The organism is Akkermansia sp. GGCC_0220 (genome assembly GCF_017566105.1).
GTDB classification, from domain to species: Bacteria; Verrucomicrobiota; Verrucomicrobiia; order Verrucomicrobiales; family Akkermansiaceae; genus Akkermansia; species Akkermansia massiliensis.
The window spans coordinates 91,801-107,962 of sequence record NZ_JABFCI010000007.1 but is presented as its reverse complement, the minus strand read 5'-3'; the positions used below and the strand labels follow the sequence as shown (position 1 = coordinate 107,962).

Annotated in this window: 11 protein-coding genes and 1 tRNA gene; 6 read left to right on the top strand and 6 right to left on the bottom strand. The window is 55.8% G+C overall.

Annotated elements, in window-relative coordinates; all coding sequences use genetic code 11:
* Window positions 1-156 precede the first annotated feature (156 nt).
* From HJW02_RS07020 to HJW02_RS07005, 4 genes are all read right to left on the bottom strand, one after another.
* The gene (locus tag HJW02_RS07020) at window positions 157-1,083 is read right to left on the bottom strand and encodes an NAD-dependent epimerase/dehydratase family protein (protein ID WP_102721401.1); all 927 of its coding nucleotides are present in this window, start codon (window positions 1,081-1,083) and stop codon (window positions 157-159) included.
* Between the two features lie 28 nt (window positions 1,084-1,111).
* A complete protein-coding gene (locus tag HJW02_RS07015; RefSeq protein WP_102721400.1) occupies window positions 1,112-2,206 on the bottom strand; it encodes an aminoglycoside phosphotransferase family protein in 1,095 nt (364 codons plus the stop codon).
* Between the two features lie 12 nt (window positions 2,207-2,218).
* Window positions 2,219-3,127: a sugar phosphate nucleotidyltransferase gene (locus tag HJW02_RS07010; protein WP_180971779.1), complete on the bottom strand. Its 909-nt coding sequence runs from the start codon at window positions 3,125-3,127 to the stop codon at window positions 2,219-2,221.
* Window positions 3,128-3,202: 75 nt separating this feature from the next.
* The gene (locus HJW02_RS07005; protein WP_102721398.1) at window positions 3,203-3,922 is read right to left on the bottom strand and encodes a hypothetical protein; all 720 of its coding nucleotides are present in this window, start codon (window positions 3,920-3,922) and stop codon (window positions 3,203-3,205) included.
* Window positions 3,923-4,025: 103 nt separating this feature from the next.
* Between HJW02_RS07005 and HJW02_RS07000 the strand changes: the two genes are divergently transcribed.
* The 6 genes from HJW02_RS07000 (at window position 4,026) to HJW02_RS06975 (ending at window position 8,671) form a co-directional block, all read left to right on the top strand.
* On the top strand, window positions 4,026-4,718 hold the full coding sequence (locus HJW02_RS07000) for a site-2 protease family protein (protein WP_102721397.1): 693 nt from the start codon (window positions 4,026-4,028) through the stop codon (window positions 4,716-4,718).
* A 54-nt stretch (window positions 4,719-4,772) separates the two neighbouring features.
* Entirely contained in the window at window positions 4,773-6,293 is a 1,521-nt protein-coding gene (gene proS / locus HJW02_RS06995) for a proline--tRNA ligase (RefSeq protein ID WP_102721396.1), read from the top strand.
* 294 nt (window positions 6,294-6,587) lie between these two features.
* Window positions 6,588-7,067 (top strand): hypothetical protein, encoded by a 480-nt coding sequence (locus HJW02_RS06990; RefSeq protein WP_146019612.1) that lies wholly within the window; start codon window positions 6,588-6,590, stop codon window positions 7,065-7,067.
* Window positions 7,068-7,190: 123 nt separating this feature from the next.
* Window positions 7,191-7,265 (top strand) — tRNA-Gly (locus HJW02_RS06985).
* A gap of 161 nt (window positions 7,266-7,426) precedes the next feature.
* A complete protein-coding gene (locus HJW02_RS06980) occupies window positions 7,427-7,747 on the top strand; it encodes a hypothetical protein (RefSeq protein ID WP_102721393.1) in 321 nt (106 codons plus the stop codon).
* Window positions 7,748-7,774: 27 nt separating this feature from the next.
* A complete protein-coding gene (locus HJW02_RS06975; protein WP_309295472.1) occupies window positions 7,775-8,671 on the top strand; it encodes a tyrosine-type recombinase/integrase in 897 nt (298 codons plus the stop codon).
* 217 nt (window positions 8,672-8,888) lie between these two features.
* Here HJW02_RS06975 and HJW02_RS06970 read toward each other — a convergent pair whose 3' ends face one another.
* Together HJW02_RS06970 and HJW02_RS06965 are read right to left on the bottom strand one after the other, a co-directional pair.
* Entirely contained in the window at window positions 8,889-9,869 is a 981-nt protein-coding gene (locus HJW02_RS06970; protein ID WP_180976243.1) for an SEL1-like repeat protein, read from the bottom strand.
* A 192-nt stretch (window positions 9,870-10,061) separates the two neighbouring features.
* Window positions 10,062-15,947 (bottom strand): RHS repeat-associated core domain-containing protein, encoded by a 5,886-nt coding sequence (locus HJW02_RS06965; RefSeq protein ID WP_102721390.1) that lies wholly within the window; start codon window positions 15,945-15,947, stop codon window positions 10,062-10,064.
* Window positions 15,948-16,162: the final 215 nt, after the last annotated feature.

Genomic DNA, 16,162 nt, shown 5'->3' with positions numbered 1-16,162 from the left:
TTTTCCCGCTCCGGAAAAAAGCCTTTTGAATGATTCAGTTTACGGCTCCGGTCATATTTGTCATACACGCGCCTCTTTTCCCACAAAAAAAGGACTGCCTCCGCCGCAGGAGCGGAGACAGTCCCTGAATGATGATGAACCGGAAATTCCGGAGAGTTACTTGCCCAGAATTCCCTTGAAGTATTCCAGCGTTGTCGCCAGGCCTTCCGGCAGGGTGTGCTTGGGCTGCCACCCGGCGTTGCGGAGCTTGTCCGCACAGGCGCGGGAATGCTTCACGTCGCCGGCGCGTTCCGGAGCATGGAGCACCTTGGAGGAGGAACCCGCGGCCTTGATGATGTTCTGCGCCAGTTCTTCAATGGTGATCTGGCCGCCGTACCCGGCATTGAACACGCCGGTGACTTCCGGATGCTCCGCCACGAAGGTGAGGGCTCCCACGATGTCCTTCACGTAAATGAAGTCGCGCGTCTGGGTGCCGTCGCCGTACACGGTGATGTCTTCTCCCTTGACGGCTTTTTCAATGAAAATGGGCACCGCGGCGGCATAGGCCCCCTTGGGGTCCTGCCGGGGGCCGAAGACGTTGAAGAAGCGCACGGCGGCCGTGTTGACCTTGCCTTCCGCCCGGAACATGTTGAGGTAGTATTCCCCGTCCAGCTTGGTGATGGCATAGGGGCTCTTGGGTTCCGGGTACATGGTTTCCAGCTTGGGCACGGTGGGGTTGTCCCCGTAGATGGCGGCGGAAGACGCCAGCACGATTTTCTTGACCCCGGCGGCGGAAGCTTCCTCCAGCACGTTCAGAAGGCCGTTGACGTTGATGTCAACGCATTCGCTGATCTTGCTCATGGATTCCGGCACGGAGACGAGCGCGGCCATGTGGAAGATGTAGTCCACGCCCTGCACCGCCTGGCGAACCAGTTCGCGGTCGCAGATGGAGCCTTCAATGAAGGTGTGCCTGAGCCCGTCCAGGTTCTTGAGGTAGCCCGTGCGCAGGTTGTCCAGCACGCGGATTTCCTCCGCCTTGTCCTGATAGTGTTCCACAATGTGGGAACCGATGAATCCGGCGCCGCCGGTTACGAGAATCTTCATGTGTTTTTCCGATGTTGATAGGTATTGATTAGTAGCGGTCCACAACGGCCTTCATTTCATCCATCTGCGCCTCGATGGATTCCACCAGGGCCATCTGCGTGCGGCAGCGGTCCAGGTTGTGTTCCGGGCGGTGAATCTTGAAGTAAACGTCTCCGGACAGGTAGTCCGTCAGGAAGCGGATGCCGCATTCCATCGTGAGCAACTTGCCGGAAAACGGCAGAAGGCTCTTTTCCAGGGGCGTCAGGAAGCTCTTGGCGGAGCTCAGGTAACCCTGAACCAGAGCCTCAAACATGAACATGCGCATCGTGACCTTGGAGGTGTCCTTTTCATCTTCCGCGGCGGGAGACGTGGCCGTGCGGATCATGTCCCCGAAGTCGTAGATGGCGGAGCCGGGCATCGTAGTGTCCAGGTCAATCACGCAGATGCCTTCCCCGGTCACGTCGTCCAGCATCACGTTGTTCAGCTTGGTGTCGTTGTGCGTGCAGCGCAGGGGCAGTTCGCCGGATTTCAGGTAGTCCACCACCAGATGGCAGTCAGCCTCACGGGAAAGGTACCAGTCTATTTCCTTCTGCACTTCCTTCACGCGGCCCAGGGGATCGGACTGAATGGCTTCTTTCAGAGCCGCCAGGCGGGAAGTGGTGTTGTGGAAATCGGGGATGGTTTCAAACAGGGGTTCACCGGGAAGGTCCGCCGTGAGCTTCTGGAACTCGCCGAAGGCGCGCGCCGCTTCCTGGCACTGCCTGGTGGTTTCAATCTGGTCATAAGTGCGTGCGCGTTCAATGAACGGGTACACGCGCCAGCAGTTGCCGTCCGCGTCCAGGGCGTACGGCTTGCCGTCCACGGAGGGAACCAGCGTGAGGGTGCGGCGGTAGGCTTCCGGGCACTGCTCCTCCTTCAGGCGCTTCAAGGCGTGGTCCGTCACGCGCTTCACGTTTTCCATCAGGGGGATGGGCTGCTTGAACACGTTATGATTCACGCGCTGGAGGATGTAGCGGAGGCGCTGCCCCGCCTGGTCCACCCAGATGCAGTAGGTGTCGTTGATGTGGCCGCTGCCGTAGGAGTAACCGTGGACGAAGTCGCCCCGGAGATCGAACAGGGATGATACAGCCTTGAGATCGTGCATGGGAAAAGAGGCTTAGTTGAGCTTTTCAGGGTATACGCCCTGCTTGATGAGTTTGTTGATGCCTTCCACGACCATGGGCTTGTCACCGGGATAGGTCATGCCGAACCACGTGGAGGAGGTGGGAAGAACGGCGCAGTCCGCGCGGTCTTCATGAATCAGGGCATCCACCACGGTGGGAATGAAGCATTCGCTCTTGGGTTCCTGGCCGTGTTCCTTCAGGAAGTCAATGAAACGGTCTTCCGTCAGCTCAATAAAGGAGGGGGAGAAGAGCCAGAAGTTCATGGAAACCAGTTCGCCGGGGTCCACGGGCAAGCGTTCGCCCTTCAGGTTGTTGCCGCGCACCACACCGTCTTCATCAGCCTGGATTTTCACGAATTCTTCCACGCCGTCCAGCAGACCGTCCTTGATGGAGCAGATGCCGCGGTTCACGTCTCCGTTGTCGGAGAGGGTGTTCTTCAGCGGATAGCCGATCATGCCGTAATGGGCCTTCCCGGGTTCATCCGTGGTGGAGGTCAGGAACTTGGCGGCCTGCACAAAGGCATCCGCCCCGTAAAAGTCATCCGCGTTCACCACGGCAAAGGGTTCCTTCACCACGTGGCGGGCGGCGCGCAGGGCGTGGGCGGTGCCCCAGGGCTTTTCACGTCCTTCCGGCACGGAAAAACCTTCAGGCAGGTCGTCCAGGGACTGGAAGGCGTAATCCACCTCAATCTTGCCGGCAAAGCGGCTGCCGACCTTTTCCTTGAAAATGTCTTCAAAGTCACGGCGGATAATGAATACCACTTTTCCGAAACCGGCCCGGATGGCATCATAAACAGAATAGTCGAGAACGACTTCACCATTGGGACCCATCGGGTCAAGTTGCTTGAGACCGCCGTAACGGCTACCCATACCAGCTGCTAAAACAAGAAGTGTAGGCTTCATAATACGCGGGCCATTATGACCAAGCCTCCCCGTTTGGCAACTGGAAAATGCCGGAAAACCGGAGAAATCCGCCCGTTAAAAAACGTAAGAGCACCAAAGGCCCAGCACCACTTTTTTGAAATCGTCCCGCCCGTAGCCGCAATACCACCCCAGGAAAGGCTCCAACCGCAGACTGCCGGAAACGGCCCACCGCGCGCCCGTGCGCACCATCAGTTCCTTCAAGCCGTTTCTCCCCAGGTAATCATGGGAAAACCCCAGGGAAACCGTATTCACCATGGCGACGGATTCACACAGCAGGGGCTGCCAGGTAACGCCCCACTGGGAGTACATCCCCTCCTGCCCGGAGTCATATAGGAAAGAGCCGCTGAAGGACCAGGACGGCATGGGGTTCCACTTGAGGGACAGGCCGGGCTCCGTCCCGGTTTTCAGGGGGCAGGAATCATACCACTGTCCGTTGACAAACAGTCCGGCCGTACACTCGTCCGCCAGGTAATACTGAAGTTCCCCGTGCAGGGTGGTCTGGCTGAAATTGCGCCCCTGCCAGTTGCGGATGGCGAAGAATTCCCCGCTGACCGCCCAGGAGTCCGACAGGGAGGCCCCGCCGGAAATCTGGCCTTCCACGGAATTGGGCCCCATCTTTTCCCCGCGGTGGATGTAGTCCGAACGGTAGCCGCCCAGCAATTCCCCACCCATGCGGATGGGGGAACGGCCGTCCACCTCCGTCAGGGGCGGGGGTCCGTCATACCCCCGTACGGCCTGCACGGCGCAGCACAGGATGATGGGAAACAGCCTCATGAAGGCCTTTTAACACAATCCCCTGCACCGCACCAACGCCAAAACGGTGCATGCACATTCTCCGGGCTTGGCAAAAGGGGAATCTGCCCTTAACCTCTCGCGCATGATTCATTTCACCCTGTTCGGGATACCTGTTTACATCCGCCCCAGCTTCTGGGTGGTGCTGGCCATCTTCGGCGGCGCTCTCAGCATCAACAGTGTGGAAGGCCTCATTTATCCGGCCCTGTTCGTCATTGCCGGCTTCGTCGCCATCCTGTCCCATGAAATGGGGCACGCGCTGGTGGGCCGCAGGCTGGGCGGGGGCCAGCAGACGATCGTTCTGGAACTCTTCGGCGGCCTGACGAGTAGCCACGGCATGCAGCTGACCCGCGGAGGAAGGGCCCTCATGATTCTGGCGGGCCCCATGATGACCCTGCTGCTGGGCATCATCAGCCTGTGGATTACCTGGAACATCGTCGCCCCGGTCATGACCGCGCACAACCTGACCTTCTGGGACCTGGCCATCAGCCCCTTCACGGCGGCGGCCATCTCCCCCCAGCTTTACATCCTCTCCTGCCTCATCATGATCGGGGAATGGTGGACGATCCTGAACCTGCTGCCCATCTACCCCCTGGACGGCGGCCAGCTGATCGCCCAGTTCATCCGCTCCCCCAAAAAAGTGTTCATGACCGGATTCATCACGTCCATCATTATCGGGCTGCTCAGCTTCCAGCTCTTCCACGGCTACTTCATTCCCATATTCATGGCCCTCTTCGCCTACAGCAATTACCGGGAATACAGAAACGCCCCCTTTTAATATTCCGAGCTTCCTTTGCGGGCCGCGCCCGCTCCATTCAACATACCATCCAATATGTCTCAACAAACTGCAATCACCCCTACCCGCGCCCAGGACTTTCCCGAGTGGTACCAGCAAGTCATCAAGGCCGCCGACATGGCGGAAAATTCCGAGGTGCGCGGCTGCATGGTCATCAAGCCGTGGGGCTACGCCATCTGGGAACTCATTCAGAAGGACCTGGACCAGCGCTTCAAGGACACCGGCCATACGAACGCCTACTTCCCCCTCCTGATTCCGATTTCCTATCTGGAAAAGGAAGCGGAACACGCCGAAGGCTTCGCCACGGAATGCGCCGTGGTCACCCACCACAGGCTGGAAGCGCAGAAGGATGAAGCCACCGGAAAGACCCGCATGATTCCCACCGGGGAGCTCACGGAGCCCTTCGTCATCCGCCCCACCTCGGAAACCGTCATCGGCGCGGCCTTCGCCCGCTGGACGTCCAGCTACCGCGACCTGCCCCTGAAGGTGAACCAGTGGTGCAACGTGATGCGCTGGGAAATGAGGCCCCGCATCTTCCTGCGCACGGCTGAATTCTTGTGGCAGGAAGGCCACACGGCCCATGAAACCCGTGAGGAGGCCATTGAGGAAACCCTCACCATGCACAAGGTTTACGAGGACTTCCAGCGGGACGTGCTCGCCATTCCCACCATCCCCGGAGAAAAGACGGAGGCGGAACGCTTCCCCGGCGCGGAACAGACCTACACGGTGGAAGCCATGGTGCAGGACCGCAAGGCCATCCAGGCCGGGACCTCCCACTTCCTGGGGCAGAACTTCTCCAAATCCCAGAACATCTGCTTTGCCGGGAGGGACAACACCCAGCAGTTCGCCTGGACCAGCTCCTGGGGCGTCTCCACCCGCATGATCGGTGCGCTCATCATGATGCACTCCGACGACGACGGCCTGGTCTGCCCGCCCCGCGTGGCTCCCCAGCAGATCGTCATCATCCCCGTTACGCCCAAGGAAGAAAGCCGCCAGGCCATTCTGGACCACTGCGAGGAACTGGCACGCACCCTCCGCGCCAAGAATTTCCATGGCCAGCCGCTCCGCGTACTGGTGGACAGGCGCGACCTGGGCGGCGGCGCCAAGAAATGGGAATGGGTGAAGAAGGGAGTGCCCGTGCGCCTGGAAATCGGCCCCCGGGACCTGGAAAAAGGCTCCGTCTGCCTCCAGCGGCGCGACCTGCCCGTCAATGAAAAATCCTTTGTCCCGGAAACGGAACTGGTTGATACCGTTACGGACATTCTCCAGAACATCCAGGATGCCCTGCTCCAGCGGGCCATCGCCTTCCGGGATGCCCACATCCGCCCCGCCTGCACCCTGCGGGAACTGGAAGAAAACTTCTCCGGAGAAGGAGACGCCGATTGGCTCCAGGTGCCGTGGGACGGCTCCCCGGAAGAGGAAGAGGAACTCGCCAAGCGCCTGCGCATCTCCATCCGCTGCATCCCGCTCGGCGAACTGGGACGCGGGGAGCCCGCCCCCTGCATCCTCACCGGCCGCATGACGGAACGCCGCGTCCTCTGGGCCAGAAGCTATTGATCTCCTCCATTGGCTCCCTTTCTTCACGGGACTGTTCCAGGGCAAGGAAAACGCGCCTTCCGGAACAGTCCCGTTTTTTATGGCAACAGGGAGCCCTTCATGATTTCCCGTATTCTTGCCGTAAAAACCGCTTCATTTCGGACACCGACGCCCTTCCGCCGTTATAAGGGATAAATACATGCTCTTCCGGTTAAGACCACCCCGAGATGCCGACCACAGTCATCCTCTGGAGGATTGCGTCTCCTGATGGCGGGACAGAAGGGACAACCTGCTGGCCTTCGCCCGGTTGAAAGCGTGGACTCGGAAGACCTGCTGGCGGAAAACGTCAAGCGGCTCGTCCGCGCCGTGGCGGAAAACCGCCTGGCCCCGGAGCCGGATGAATTCACCCCGTACGCCTTTACCGTCATCCGCACGCCCCAGGCCCAGCAACTGCTGAAACCTACGGAACCACACTGCAAACGATTGGTTAACGAAGATACGGCGCTCAAGAATACCATCTGCCGCGGCAATACGGAGCAGGTTAATTTTATCTGGAACAGGGAGCCAACGTCAATGCCGTACATAGGGGAACGATTTCCATGCTGGCCCACGCCAGGAACCGCCATGACGCCGCCAAGGAAAACTGTTGCTGGAACATGGAACCAAAACGGCCGCGGAACTGAAAGAGCAACAAAACGCCGCCTTCCCCGAAGTCAAACCGGAACAACCGGAAAAAGCAGCCTGGCACCTTCCCGTCCTCCCCGCTCCTTCCACAGAACCATCAGTCCTCTTTAAAAGGTACGGCAGCATGGCCCTATTCCGGTGAACATGAATTTTTCTCTAAAAAAATCTTGCCAAATCCGGATAACCCTATATATTTTCTGCCACACGGATGCCGCAAGGCTCCGGTCATCCAAAGCGGATGTAGCTCAGGGGTAGAGCGCAACCTTGCCAAGGTTGATGTCGTGGGTTCGAATCCCATCATCCGCTCCATTTTTTGCCTTCGGGTTTATTGTAAACCCCTCATTTTACAAGGCCTCCCTTGGTAGCAGATTGTGTGATATTCAGTCCTATTACATGGTTTTGTTATGCACTGTGCTATACATCGACTTTCCGGTGCATAGCAGATTCAAAACCGCTAACACCACAACATTATGGCTGGAATTATCAAAAGAAAAGACACATGGTACGCCTGCTTCCGAGTTGGAGACAAACTCAAGGTTCGTACCACCGGCATCAAGATCACTCCCTTGGTTACTCCAGGCAAATTGAAGAACGCCGCCATGAAAGAAGCTGAACTTCAGGCGCGCATCATCGCAGAAGAGCTGGAGAAGGAAGCAAAAGGGGCACTTCTAAATGCCGATGTTATCGTTTCACTCGCCGGGAACAAGGCCAAGTCCGTCCTGCGAAACAAAAAATACATGCCCAGCGACAAGGATTATCTGCATCAATGGCTGGCAACCCGCCCCAACTGACGCGCCAATCTTCGTTACGGGAAGGCTATCCGGTGTTTTCTCGACTTTCTGGGACCCAAACAGGAAATGCCCCTGGACACGGTGACGGAGGCCCAGGCGCAAAGGTTCATGGAAAAATATTTGGAATTGCTGAGTTCCAAGACGGTAAGCATTTACCTATACGGTTTGAATGCAGCCTTTCAACAGGCAGTCAACGAACGGCTCTTTCCGTACAATCCTTTCAAGGGGGTGCGTCCCAGCAAGATCAACCGTGCCGATGCTACCGAAAGGCGCGCTTTCACAGTCGAGGAAGCTCAACGATTGACCGAAATCCTGCCGGAGGAATGGCCCGACATGATACGCGTCTGCCTTTATACGGGAGGCCAGCGTTTGGGCGACATCGCTACCCTCCAATGGAAACAAATTGACATGGAGGGTGGAATCATTTCGATGACGGCCCAAAAAACCAAGAGACACATGAACAACCCCATCATCTTGCCTTTGAAGGAAGTGCTGGACAGACGACTTGCCAACCGTGCGAGCGATTACGTATTTCCGGTAGCGGCAATGCGTCACGCGCAGGCGGATCATACGTCGAGCAAACTTTCCATCGAATTCAACGCTCTGCTGAAGAAATTCGGATACATTGAAAAGAATCCTCCAGCAGCGAAAGGAAACAGGCGGAGACTTGCACCTCTGAGTTTCCACAGTCTGCGCGCAACGGCAGTTACTGTTCTGCGTCTGGCGAATGTTCCTGCGGACTTGTGCCGGTTCATTGTCGGGCATGATCCTCCTTCTGCCAGCGGGGATCGGCAAGCATCCGGACCAGAGAAGCACGGCGGGATCGGACCTCCGGCAGGTCGCCATGGCGCCAGCCGGGGGCATAGGCATGCAGCGGAAGTTCTTCCGGTTCCGCATCATCCAGGCAGGAGGCGTCCTACATGAAAGGAAAGGCTTCCACGGCATACCCCAGCCGGAGGAAGTCTTTTTCACCTTCCAGGAGTTCTCCCGGCGTCTGGAGCAGCAAGCAATGAAGAGGCATATTCATGGAGAGACAGGGAAACAGTCCCTAATCCTACTGATTTATTCCAAGAAAATCCACCATGAAAATGATACCGATCTCTCATTGATATTCTAATTCGACGCTTATGTAAAATTATCTCTACAAAGGGTTATCAAGTAGTTTAAGCAAATCCCGGGCTTGCTCATGCCCTTGCTGGGCCGCTTTTTCCAACCACTTCCGGGCTTCTGCCTCATTTTCTTCCGTTCCCCTTCCTAGTTGATAAAGCACACCCAATCGAAATTGCGCGTTAGCATTCCCTGATCTGGCCGCTCTTCCATACCATCTGAATGCCTCCTGATCATTCTGTTCTACTCCGGAGCCTTCCTGGTACATCCATGCCAGGTTATATTGAGCATCCACATGCCCTTGTTGAGCCGCGGCAGAAAACCATTTCACAGCCTCCTGAGCGTTTTGGGGAATACCATTTCCTTGAAAATACAACATTCCCAAGTTATTTTGGGCATCAGCGAATCCCTGTTGAGCCGCAAGGGAAAACCATTTGACCGCTTCTTTTAAATCTTTTTCAACTCCTTTTCCCTGGACATACAAAGTACCCAGATTATTTTGGGACGGAGCATATTGTTGCCTAGCCGCAGCAGAAAACAACTTGAAAGCTTCCCGCCAATCCTGTTCAACGCCCTGACCTTGCGCATACAATACTCCAAGATTGTGTTGCGCTGGAGCAAACTGCTGCAGGGCCGCAGCAGTATACCATTTCACGGCTTCTTTCCAATTTTGCTCCACTCCTGTTCCTTTTTCATAAAAAGCGCCCAGATTGTACTGAGCCGGAGCACATTGTTGCTGGGCCGCAGAAAAAAACAATTCAAATGCTTTTCTCAAGTCTTCTTTAATCCCTCGACCTTGAGAATACAACACGCCAAGCTCAAGTTGAGCCGGAGCATATTGTTGCTCCGCAGCTTTTGAAAGCCACTTGAATGCTTCCCTATCATCTTTTGTAATCCCCTGTCCTTGTGAATACATGATTCCAAGATTACACTGGGCTTTAGCATCTCCCTGTTGAGCCGACTTTTTTATTGAATCTATCTGCGCAATACTAGAACAAGAAGATGCCTGAGACATGGCAGAAGGAAGAGCCGCTTCCTGGGAAGGATATGCAACCGAAGTCAAAAAAAGACATGCAAATATGTTATATATATAAAATTTAATCTCCCTTCGCTTCAACAGAGAAGGGAGATTAAGAAATGGAATAGCATCAGGATAATTTGACATTACGATATACATATATCATAACACCAAAATATCAAGCATTTTTTAGAAAGTAATACTTATCCCTCCAAAAAACGTATATCCTACATGTCCTCCATTAGTTGGAATGTTAACATTTCCACCAACCCTCCATGAACCACCTCTACTGCCAAAAGAACCACTGGCACTTGCCCCGAACCCAACGCTTGGGATGGCTCCTTGGACTGGGCTGACATTTCCTCCTGTCGTAATCCCGTTTGAACCTATGTTCACGGTACCAGTTGCAGATCCCCCCCATCCAGAATTTCCGATAGGGTGTGTAAAAGTGCCAGTGAAACTAATTTTAGTCCCTTGGTCTCCAGAGCCATCACCGCCACCTTTTCCCTTATCTGTTCCTCCAGTTTTTGAAGTAGTCTTCCCCAAACTATCTTCCGCCTTTTTGGCGATCATCATGGCAATTTCTTCCAGTTTCTTTTCCAGATCTTTGCCGATTTGGGTACAAACTTCATCCGGAGTTCCTTTGGGAGCATGCTTTTTACAAAATGCAATACATCTCTGCTGGGCTTCTGCCCGAGCCTTCTTCTCCAGTCTTTCTTTAAGTTGCTTCAAGACATTATCAAGCTCAATTAATCCAAGATAATCTATCGACAACTTATTACTTACAAAGCAGTAGAGATTGAACCCGGCATTTTCCGCCATCGGATCGCGGTTGATCCAGCGTCCATCAACTACGTTGTAGTAGCGGTAATTGTAGTAAACCAGCCCAAGGTCGTCATCCAGATATTCGCTGGAGAAGCGGAACGGATTGATCTCCGCCGCGTTTCCTTCCATCTTGATGATGTCTCCATAGGGGCTGTATTCATACAAGGCGCGCCTTCCTCCCTGGATGCCGAACAAGGCCGTCGTGTTCTTGAGCAAGTCGTGCGTGTAGTACAGGTCTTCCTGATAAACACCGGCTTCGTCAAAGACACTCATGGCAAGGATGCGAGTCGCTACGGACTCCACCGGGTCCCACAGATAGGTCTTGCGCAGGATGGGGGAGGCCGTCTCCGTCTCATTGGTGGCGTCCAGTTCCGCTACCTGCAAATAGCCCAGGTAAATGAAACGCTTCCTGGACACCAACGTGTCCCCGTCGTAGACGGTCTTCTCTACACGCCGGTTCAGGTAGTCGTACACGCATTCAATGCGTTTAGTGTCCTTGGTGAAGGCTGTAGCCTGATTCTGAGCGTTGTAAGCTACCGTCCAAATTCCGGTTGCGGTTTTTACCAGGGTCTGGTTGCCGTCTGCATCATATTCCGGGAAAAATTCTCCCGGCAGGGAGGCAGGTGCCGCATCGGGAATGGAGTTGATGATGACGTGAGGACGGACGGACGTGTATTGGTTGAGCGGATTGGTTACATAGATGACCATGTTGCCATGTTCCAGGGATGTGGTCCGGTTGCCCATGTTGTCATAATGGTAGCTATAGCTTCTGCCGCTGCCCAACGAATCGGAAATCACTTCACTGCGGTCATTGTAAGTGTAGGTATGAACAAGATCCGGAGTAGGAGTATTGAAATAATCCTTCTTCGTCGCCGGGCGTCCCAGGGCGTCATACGTGTAATCCACCTTGGCCGGGTAGTTCTGGCTTCCTGGGCGCAGGTAGTCCATCTTGACCACCAGGTCCCGCTTCTCTTCCAGCGTGTACCATCTCTTCAGCGTATTGGGATAGTTCAGCGTCTCCAGCAATCCGTTGGCGGCATTGTAGCCATAGGTAAACGGAGTCGCCACCGCGTTGAGGGAAACCGTGGAAGGCCTTCCTGCGGAATCATACCCCCAGCCCGTTTGCAGAACAGTACTGCCTCCGTATTGTAGGCTGTAGCCTGAAGCTCGCCCGTAGGCGTCCTTCACTGCCGCCAGGGAACTTTCTACAAGTCCCAGCGTACTTTCCCCTTCCATTTCTCCGTACTGGTTGTAGGTGAAGCTGCGCGTCCCGCTGGCATCGGTAATGCCGGTGAGCTGGCCCAGATGGTTATAGACAGCCGTAATGGAGGGAGTGCCGTCGCCATAAGTCTCGCCTGTCAGCAGCCCGGTCAGGGCGTCATAGCTGCGCGTCATGACATTTCCTCTTCCGTTCGTAAAGGTGGAAACGCGGTTGAGCGTATCGTAGCTTGTGTCCTCGTGGGTTTCATCCGCATAAGTCTTGCGGGTGGGCAGCCCCGTAGCGGCGTTGTAAGTCCAGGCCGTCATGTCTCCATCCGTTCGTTCTCGCGGATCAGTCGTGATGGCTTCCGAGGAACCACGGAACGTCGTCAGGCCGGTAATCTGGTCCGCATCGTTGTAAGAGAACACGGCTGGCTGAATCGCCGTTCCCCATTCGGCCTCCTTGCGTCCCCTGGCGTCATAGGCATAACAGGCCGTCTTGCCCATGGCGTCGGTGATGCAGGTAGGCTGGTCCAGCGGCTGCCCGTAGGCATAGGACGTGCTGTTTTCCGCGGCATCCGTCACGGAAAGGAGGCGCAGGGCTGTATCGTACACTTCCGTCGTGGTATTGCCGCGGCTGTCCGTATAGGCCATCGTCATGCCTTGGGCCGTATAGGAGCGGCTCTGGCTGGTGGAGATTCCTGCATAATCGGTCACAGTGGTGGTAAAACCGTCCACGGTATGAATCACGGCAACATCCGATACTCCGGGCTGGGTCACTTTCCGCACCCTGGCGGCAGGTTCCCCGTATTCCGTCCAATCGGCGCTGTCATGCCCCCTGGCGTCCGTCGTAACCACCTTGCTTTCCAGCACGGGGTTCAGTGAAGAAACCAGCGTGGCTTCCTTTCGGATAATGGGCGTGCCTTCCGCTGCGTATTCCGTCGTCGTAACAAGTCCGTAGACTCCCTCTTCCCGTTGTTCACGGGTGTAGGCATATTCCATAACCCGTGAATTGAGCGTGGTCAGTTCATCGGAAAGGGCCACGGTTTCCTTCGTCTTGTTGCCAAAGGAATCATATTCATACAGGGTGGGAGCCAGTGTTTCAAGCTGGTCGCGGACAAGCTGGCCTTTGGCGTTGTAAGTCAGATGGCGGTAATTGCTGCCATTCCTCGTATGCACCGTTGCCACACGGATTTGCTGGCCGAAGCCGTCCGTAATGACGCGTCCCCGGACAACGCGCGCCGTCCCGTTGAGAACGGTCGTTGTCACGCGGAGGCCGTCGCTTGCCATATCGGTTTCAAACTTGAGGTCCTGCTGGCCCGTCCCGTGCTGGCGCAGGATCGTTCCATCTGCATGGCGCTGGGTGATGAGCGTTCCTCCCATGGGAGTCGTGACGGTTTCCGTCAGGCCATTCGCGCTATAGCTGTGAGTGGTTATCCGTCCCAGAGAGTCTGTCTCGCAGGTGATGCGTCCCAGCAGGTCGTAGGCCGTTTCCGTGGCGACGCTCATGGCTCCAGTGTCGGTCCGGGTCACAGTGGCCCGGTCCAGGGCATCCTTCGTGTAACTGACGATGGTTTCCGGAGTTGTCGCTGTAGCGGAACGGATCGTCTCAACCAGCAGCCTTGCACTGTCGTAACCGTAGTCTGTCCGCACGCCGTCTTCATCCTTTTCCCAAAGGATGCGTCCGTCGCAGATGGATTCCTGTTCGGAGACGCGCCCGTTGCCACGGGTGCGCTTCGTCCAGCGGTTCATTGTGTCAAATTCATAGTCCGCGCTGTCCGTAAGCGTCCAGGTATTGTCGGAAAGCAGTACATGGCTTTCTTCCCTCACCGTATTGCCCTGGGGGGTAATGAAGGAGACTTTTCTGACGCTCAATCCCGGAACCACTTCTCCGTTGACGCGGGTTTCCTGCGTTTCCGTATAAGCGGCTCCATGCTGCGTCGTGGCGGCATATTCATAATGGGTCTGCACGCCATTGACGGCCTGGGTCATCTTGGTGCGGCCCTGCGCGTAGCTGTTGGGAGCGCTCCCCAGCCACGTTTCCTGCACTTCGAGCTGGACGGTCTCCGTCTCAAGAGCGGTCGTGCGGATTTCCACGCGCCTGACATGATCGGCTTGGCTGTACGTGTAGGTTTTCTTCCACAATTCAATGGGGTTATTGGAACCGTCGCGCATGAGGCGGCGTTCTTCGGCAACATCGCTGCTTACTTCGCTGTCTCCATCCCCGGTCACATACCGGTATGTCGTGTCCTGGGATTTGCCGCCGCACCAGGGCTGCCTTTCCAGCGTCAGGCGTCCCAGCATGTCGTAGGACCATTCCCATACGCCTCCATCCGGGCGCGTTTCCTTCTTCTTCCTGCCGTAGTAGTCGTATTCATAGGTGGTCGTCTGTGCAAGATCGCTGCCATAGCCATCCACTTTGGTAAGAAGCAGGTCGCCATAAGCCGTCGTCTGGTACACTTCGCAGACATGGGAGGCGGCAGCTCCGTCTTCTCCCCTGGAAACCGCCGTAACGAGCTGCCAGGTATCTTTCTCCAGTTCCGTCCGCGTGCGGCGGGTCACGATGGCTTCAGCATCCGTTCCCTGCGCCATGTTCCAAGCTTTGCCATTAAGCCACCATTCCGTTTTGAAATCCAGCCTTCCCGGCGTCTGTTCGGTGACGGAGAAATGGCCCGTGGCGGCATCTCCGGCCATCACGAACTTCTTGAACGGTTCTCCCATAACAGTGTAAAGCCCCTGTTCATCCTGCCCGGTAATCTGGGAAGGAGTGTAAAGGGCAATCGTATAGCCGTCAGCCGTGACGGCTTCAATGTTGAGCAGGCCGTCCCAGAGGTTCCATACCTGGAGGAGGTCTCCTGCACTGTCCCTGTTGACGCGCAGATAGGCGCCAATCTGCTCGGCTGTGTAAATATTGCCCCACCTGGTCGTGTAGGAAACAAGGGCTCCGGTTCTGGCGTTATACACGGCAACGCTCTTGTCCGCCTTCATCCACTGGACGCACAAAACACCGTCCACCGTTGTGAAGAAGGCACGGTTCCCGGAGGACGTAAACTCGCCGACGATCGTCAGCGTTTTCCTGTCCACTCCACATTGAACGCAAACACGCTCGGTTCCCGTGACAATATCAAACGTGCCTCCAGCCACAATGCCGACTTCCGGAATATCCAAGAAGCTTGCCAGCATGGAGTCGTAGCAGAGGGCATGGGGATGGTTCAGCCCATCGGTGGAATCGGTCGCCAGCAACTCAATGGAGCCGGTGGGAATGCCGCCCAGCCCGCGGAAATGGCCGAAGTCCGCCCCCCAGTACATCAGGGAAGCGTCGCTGATTGCCTGTGCGTTTTCACCTCCGGAGGAAGTGTTCCCAAAAACGGAAGCCAGGCTTCTTGATCTTCCTGCCGGGGGCGGAGGGCAACCCCCTCCTTGACCATCAAAATTGCAGCAATCACAGGTTGGCTTTTTCTTGCCGCCTGCGGTAGCGGGGCCTTCCTTGTCTATATAGGCCTTAAAATCGTAATCGCAGATGGAAAGGTTTTTTTCCTTGGGATCGTAGTCGATGTTGCTCTGTTCCACATGCAGGGTATATTCGCCGGATTTCAAGGTGAACTCACCGCTTTCCTTGCTCCACTTGGCATGTCCCCCCTGCGGGCCTTCTCCTCCTGAAGTCATGTCGATGGTTTGTTCCCCTACGGACATCTTGCCCCAGTCATCCACGGTAAGGGTCATGTTGCACGTCGCTTCCAGTGGTTCCGGGGGTTCGGGGACTGGATTCTCCGTTGTTGGCTCGGGAACGGGGGCGGAGGGTACCGTAAAAGAAAAATCAACGGTCTCCATATGATCACCGCTGTCGGACGGCCCTCCCTTATAGTAGCTGCCGGAAGAGGAGAAATCCCAGATAACATGCCAGGGTTTGGGTTCAGGTTCGGGTTCCTCATTCAGAACCATGGCTCTTCCACGGGCTGCTTGAACCATTTTGGGGCTGGAATACCACCTCTGGTAGACGGGAACGGAGGAAACTCCGTTCTGAATGTTCATGGAATTATTTGTTTTCATGATTTTAATTTAATTTGTTGATGTTGATATGATGGTGCAGCCGCCCTGGAAAATGCCCGGAAGGCTGGCGGCTGCCAGGGACCTTTCCGGGAGAAATAAACAGAAAAAAAGTGCAGTGGGTTATCTCCCTCGGCAATTCATGGGGTGTGATAGCATAACGTTGGATTTTTTGTATTGTATGAATAATTGATGATCTTTACTTTACAGGCAAACAT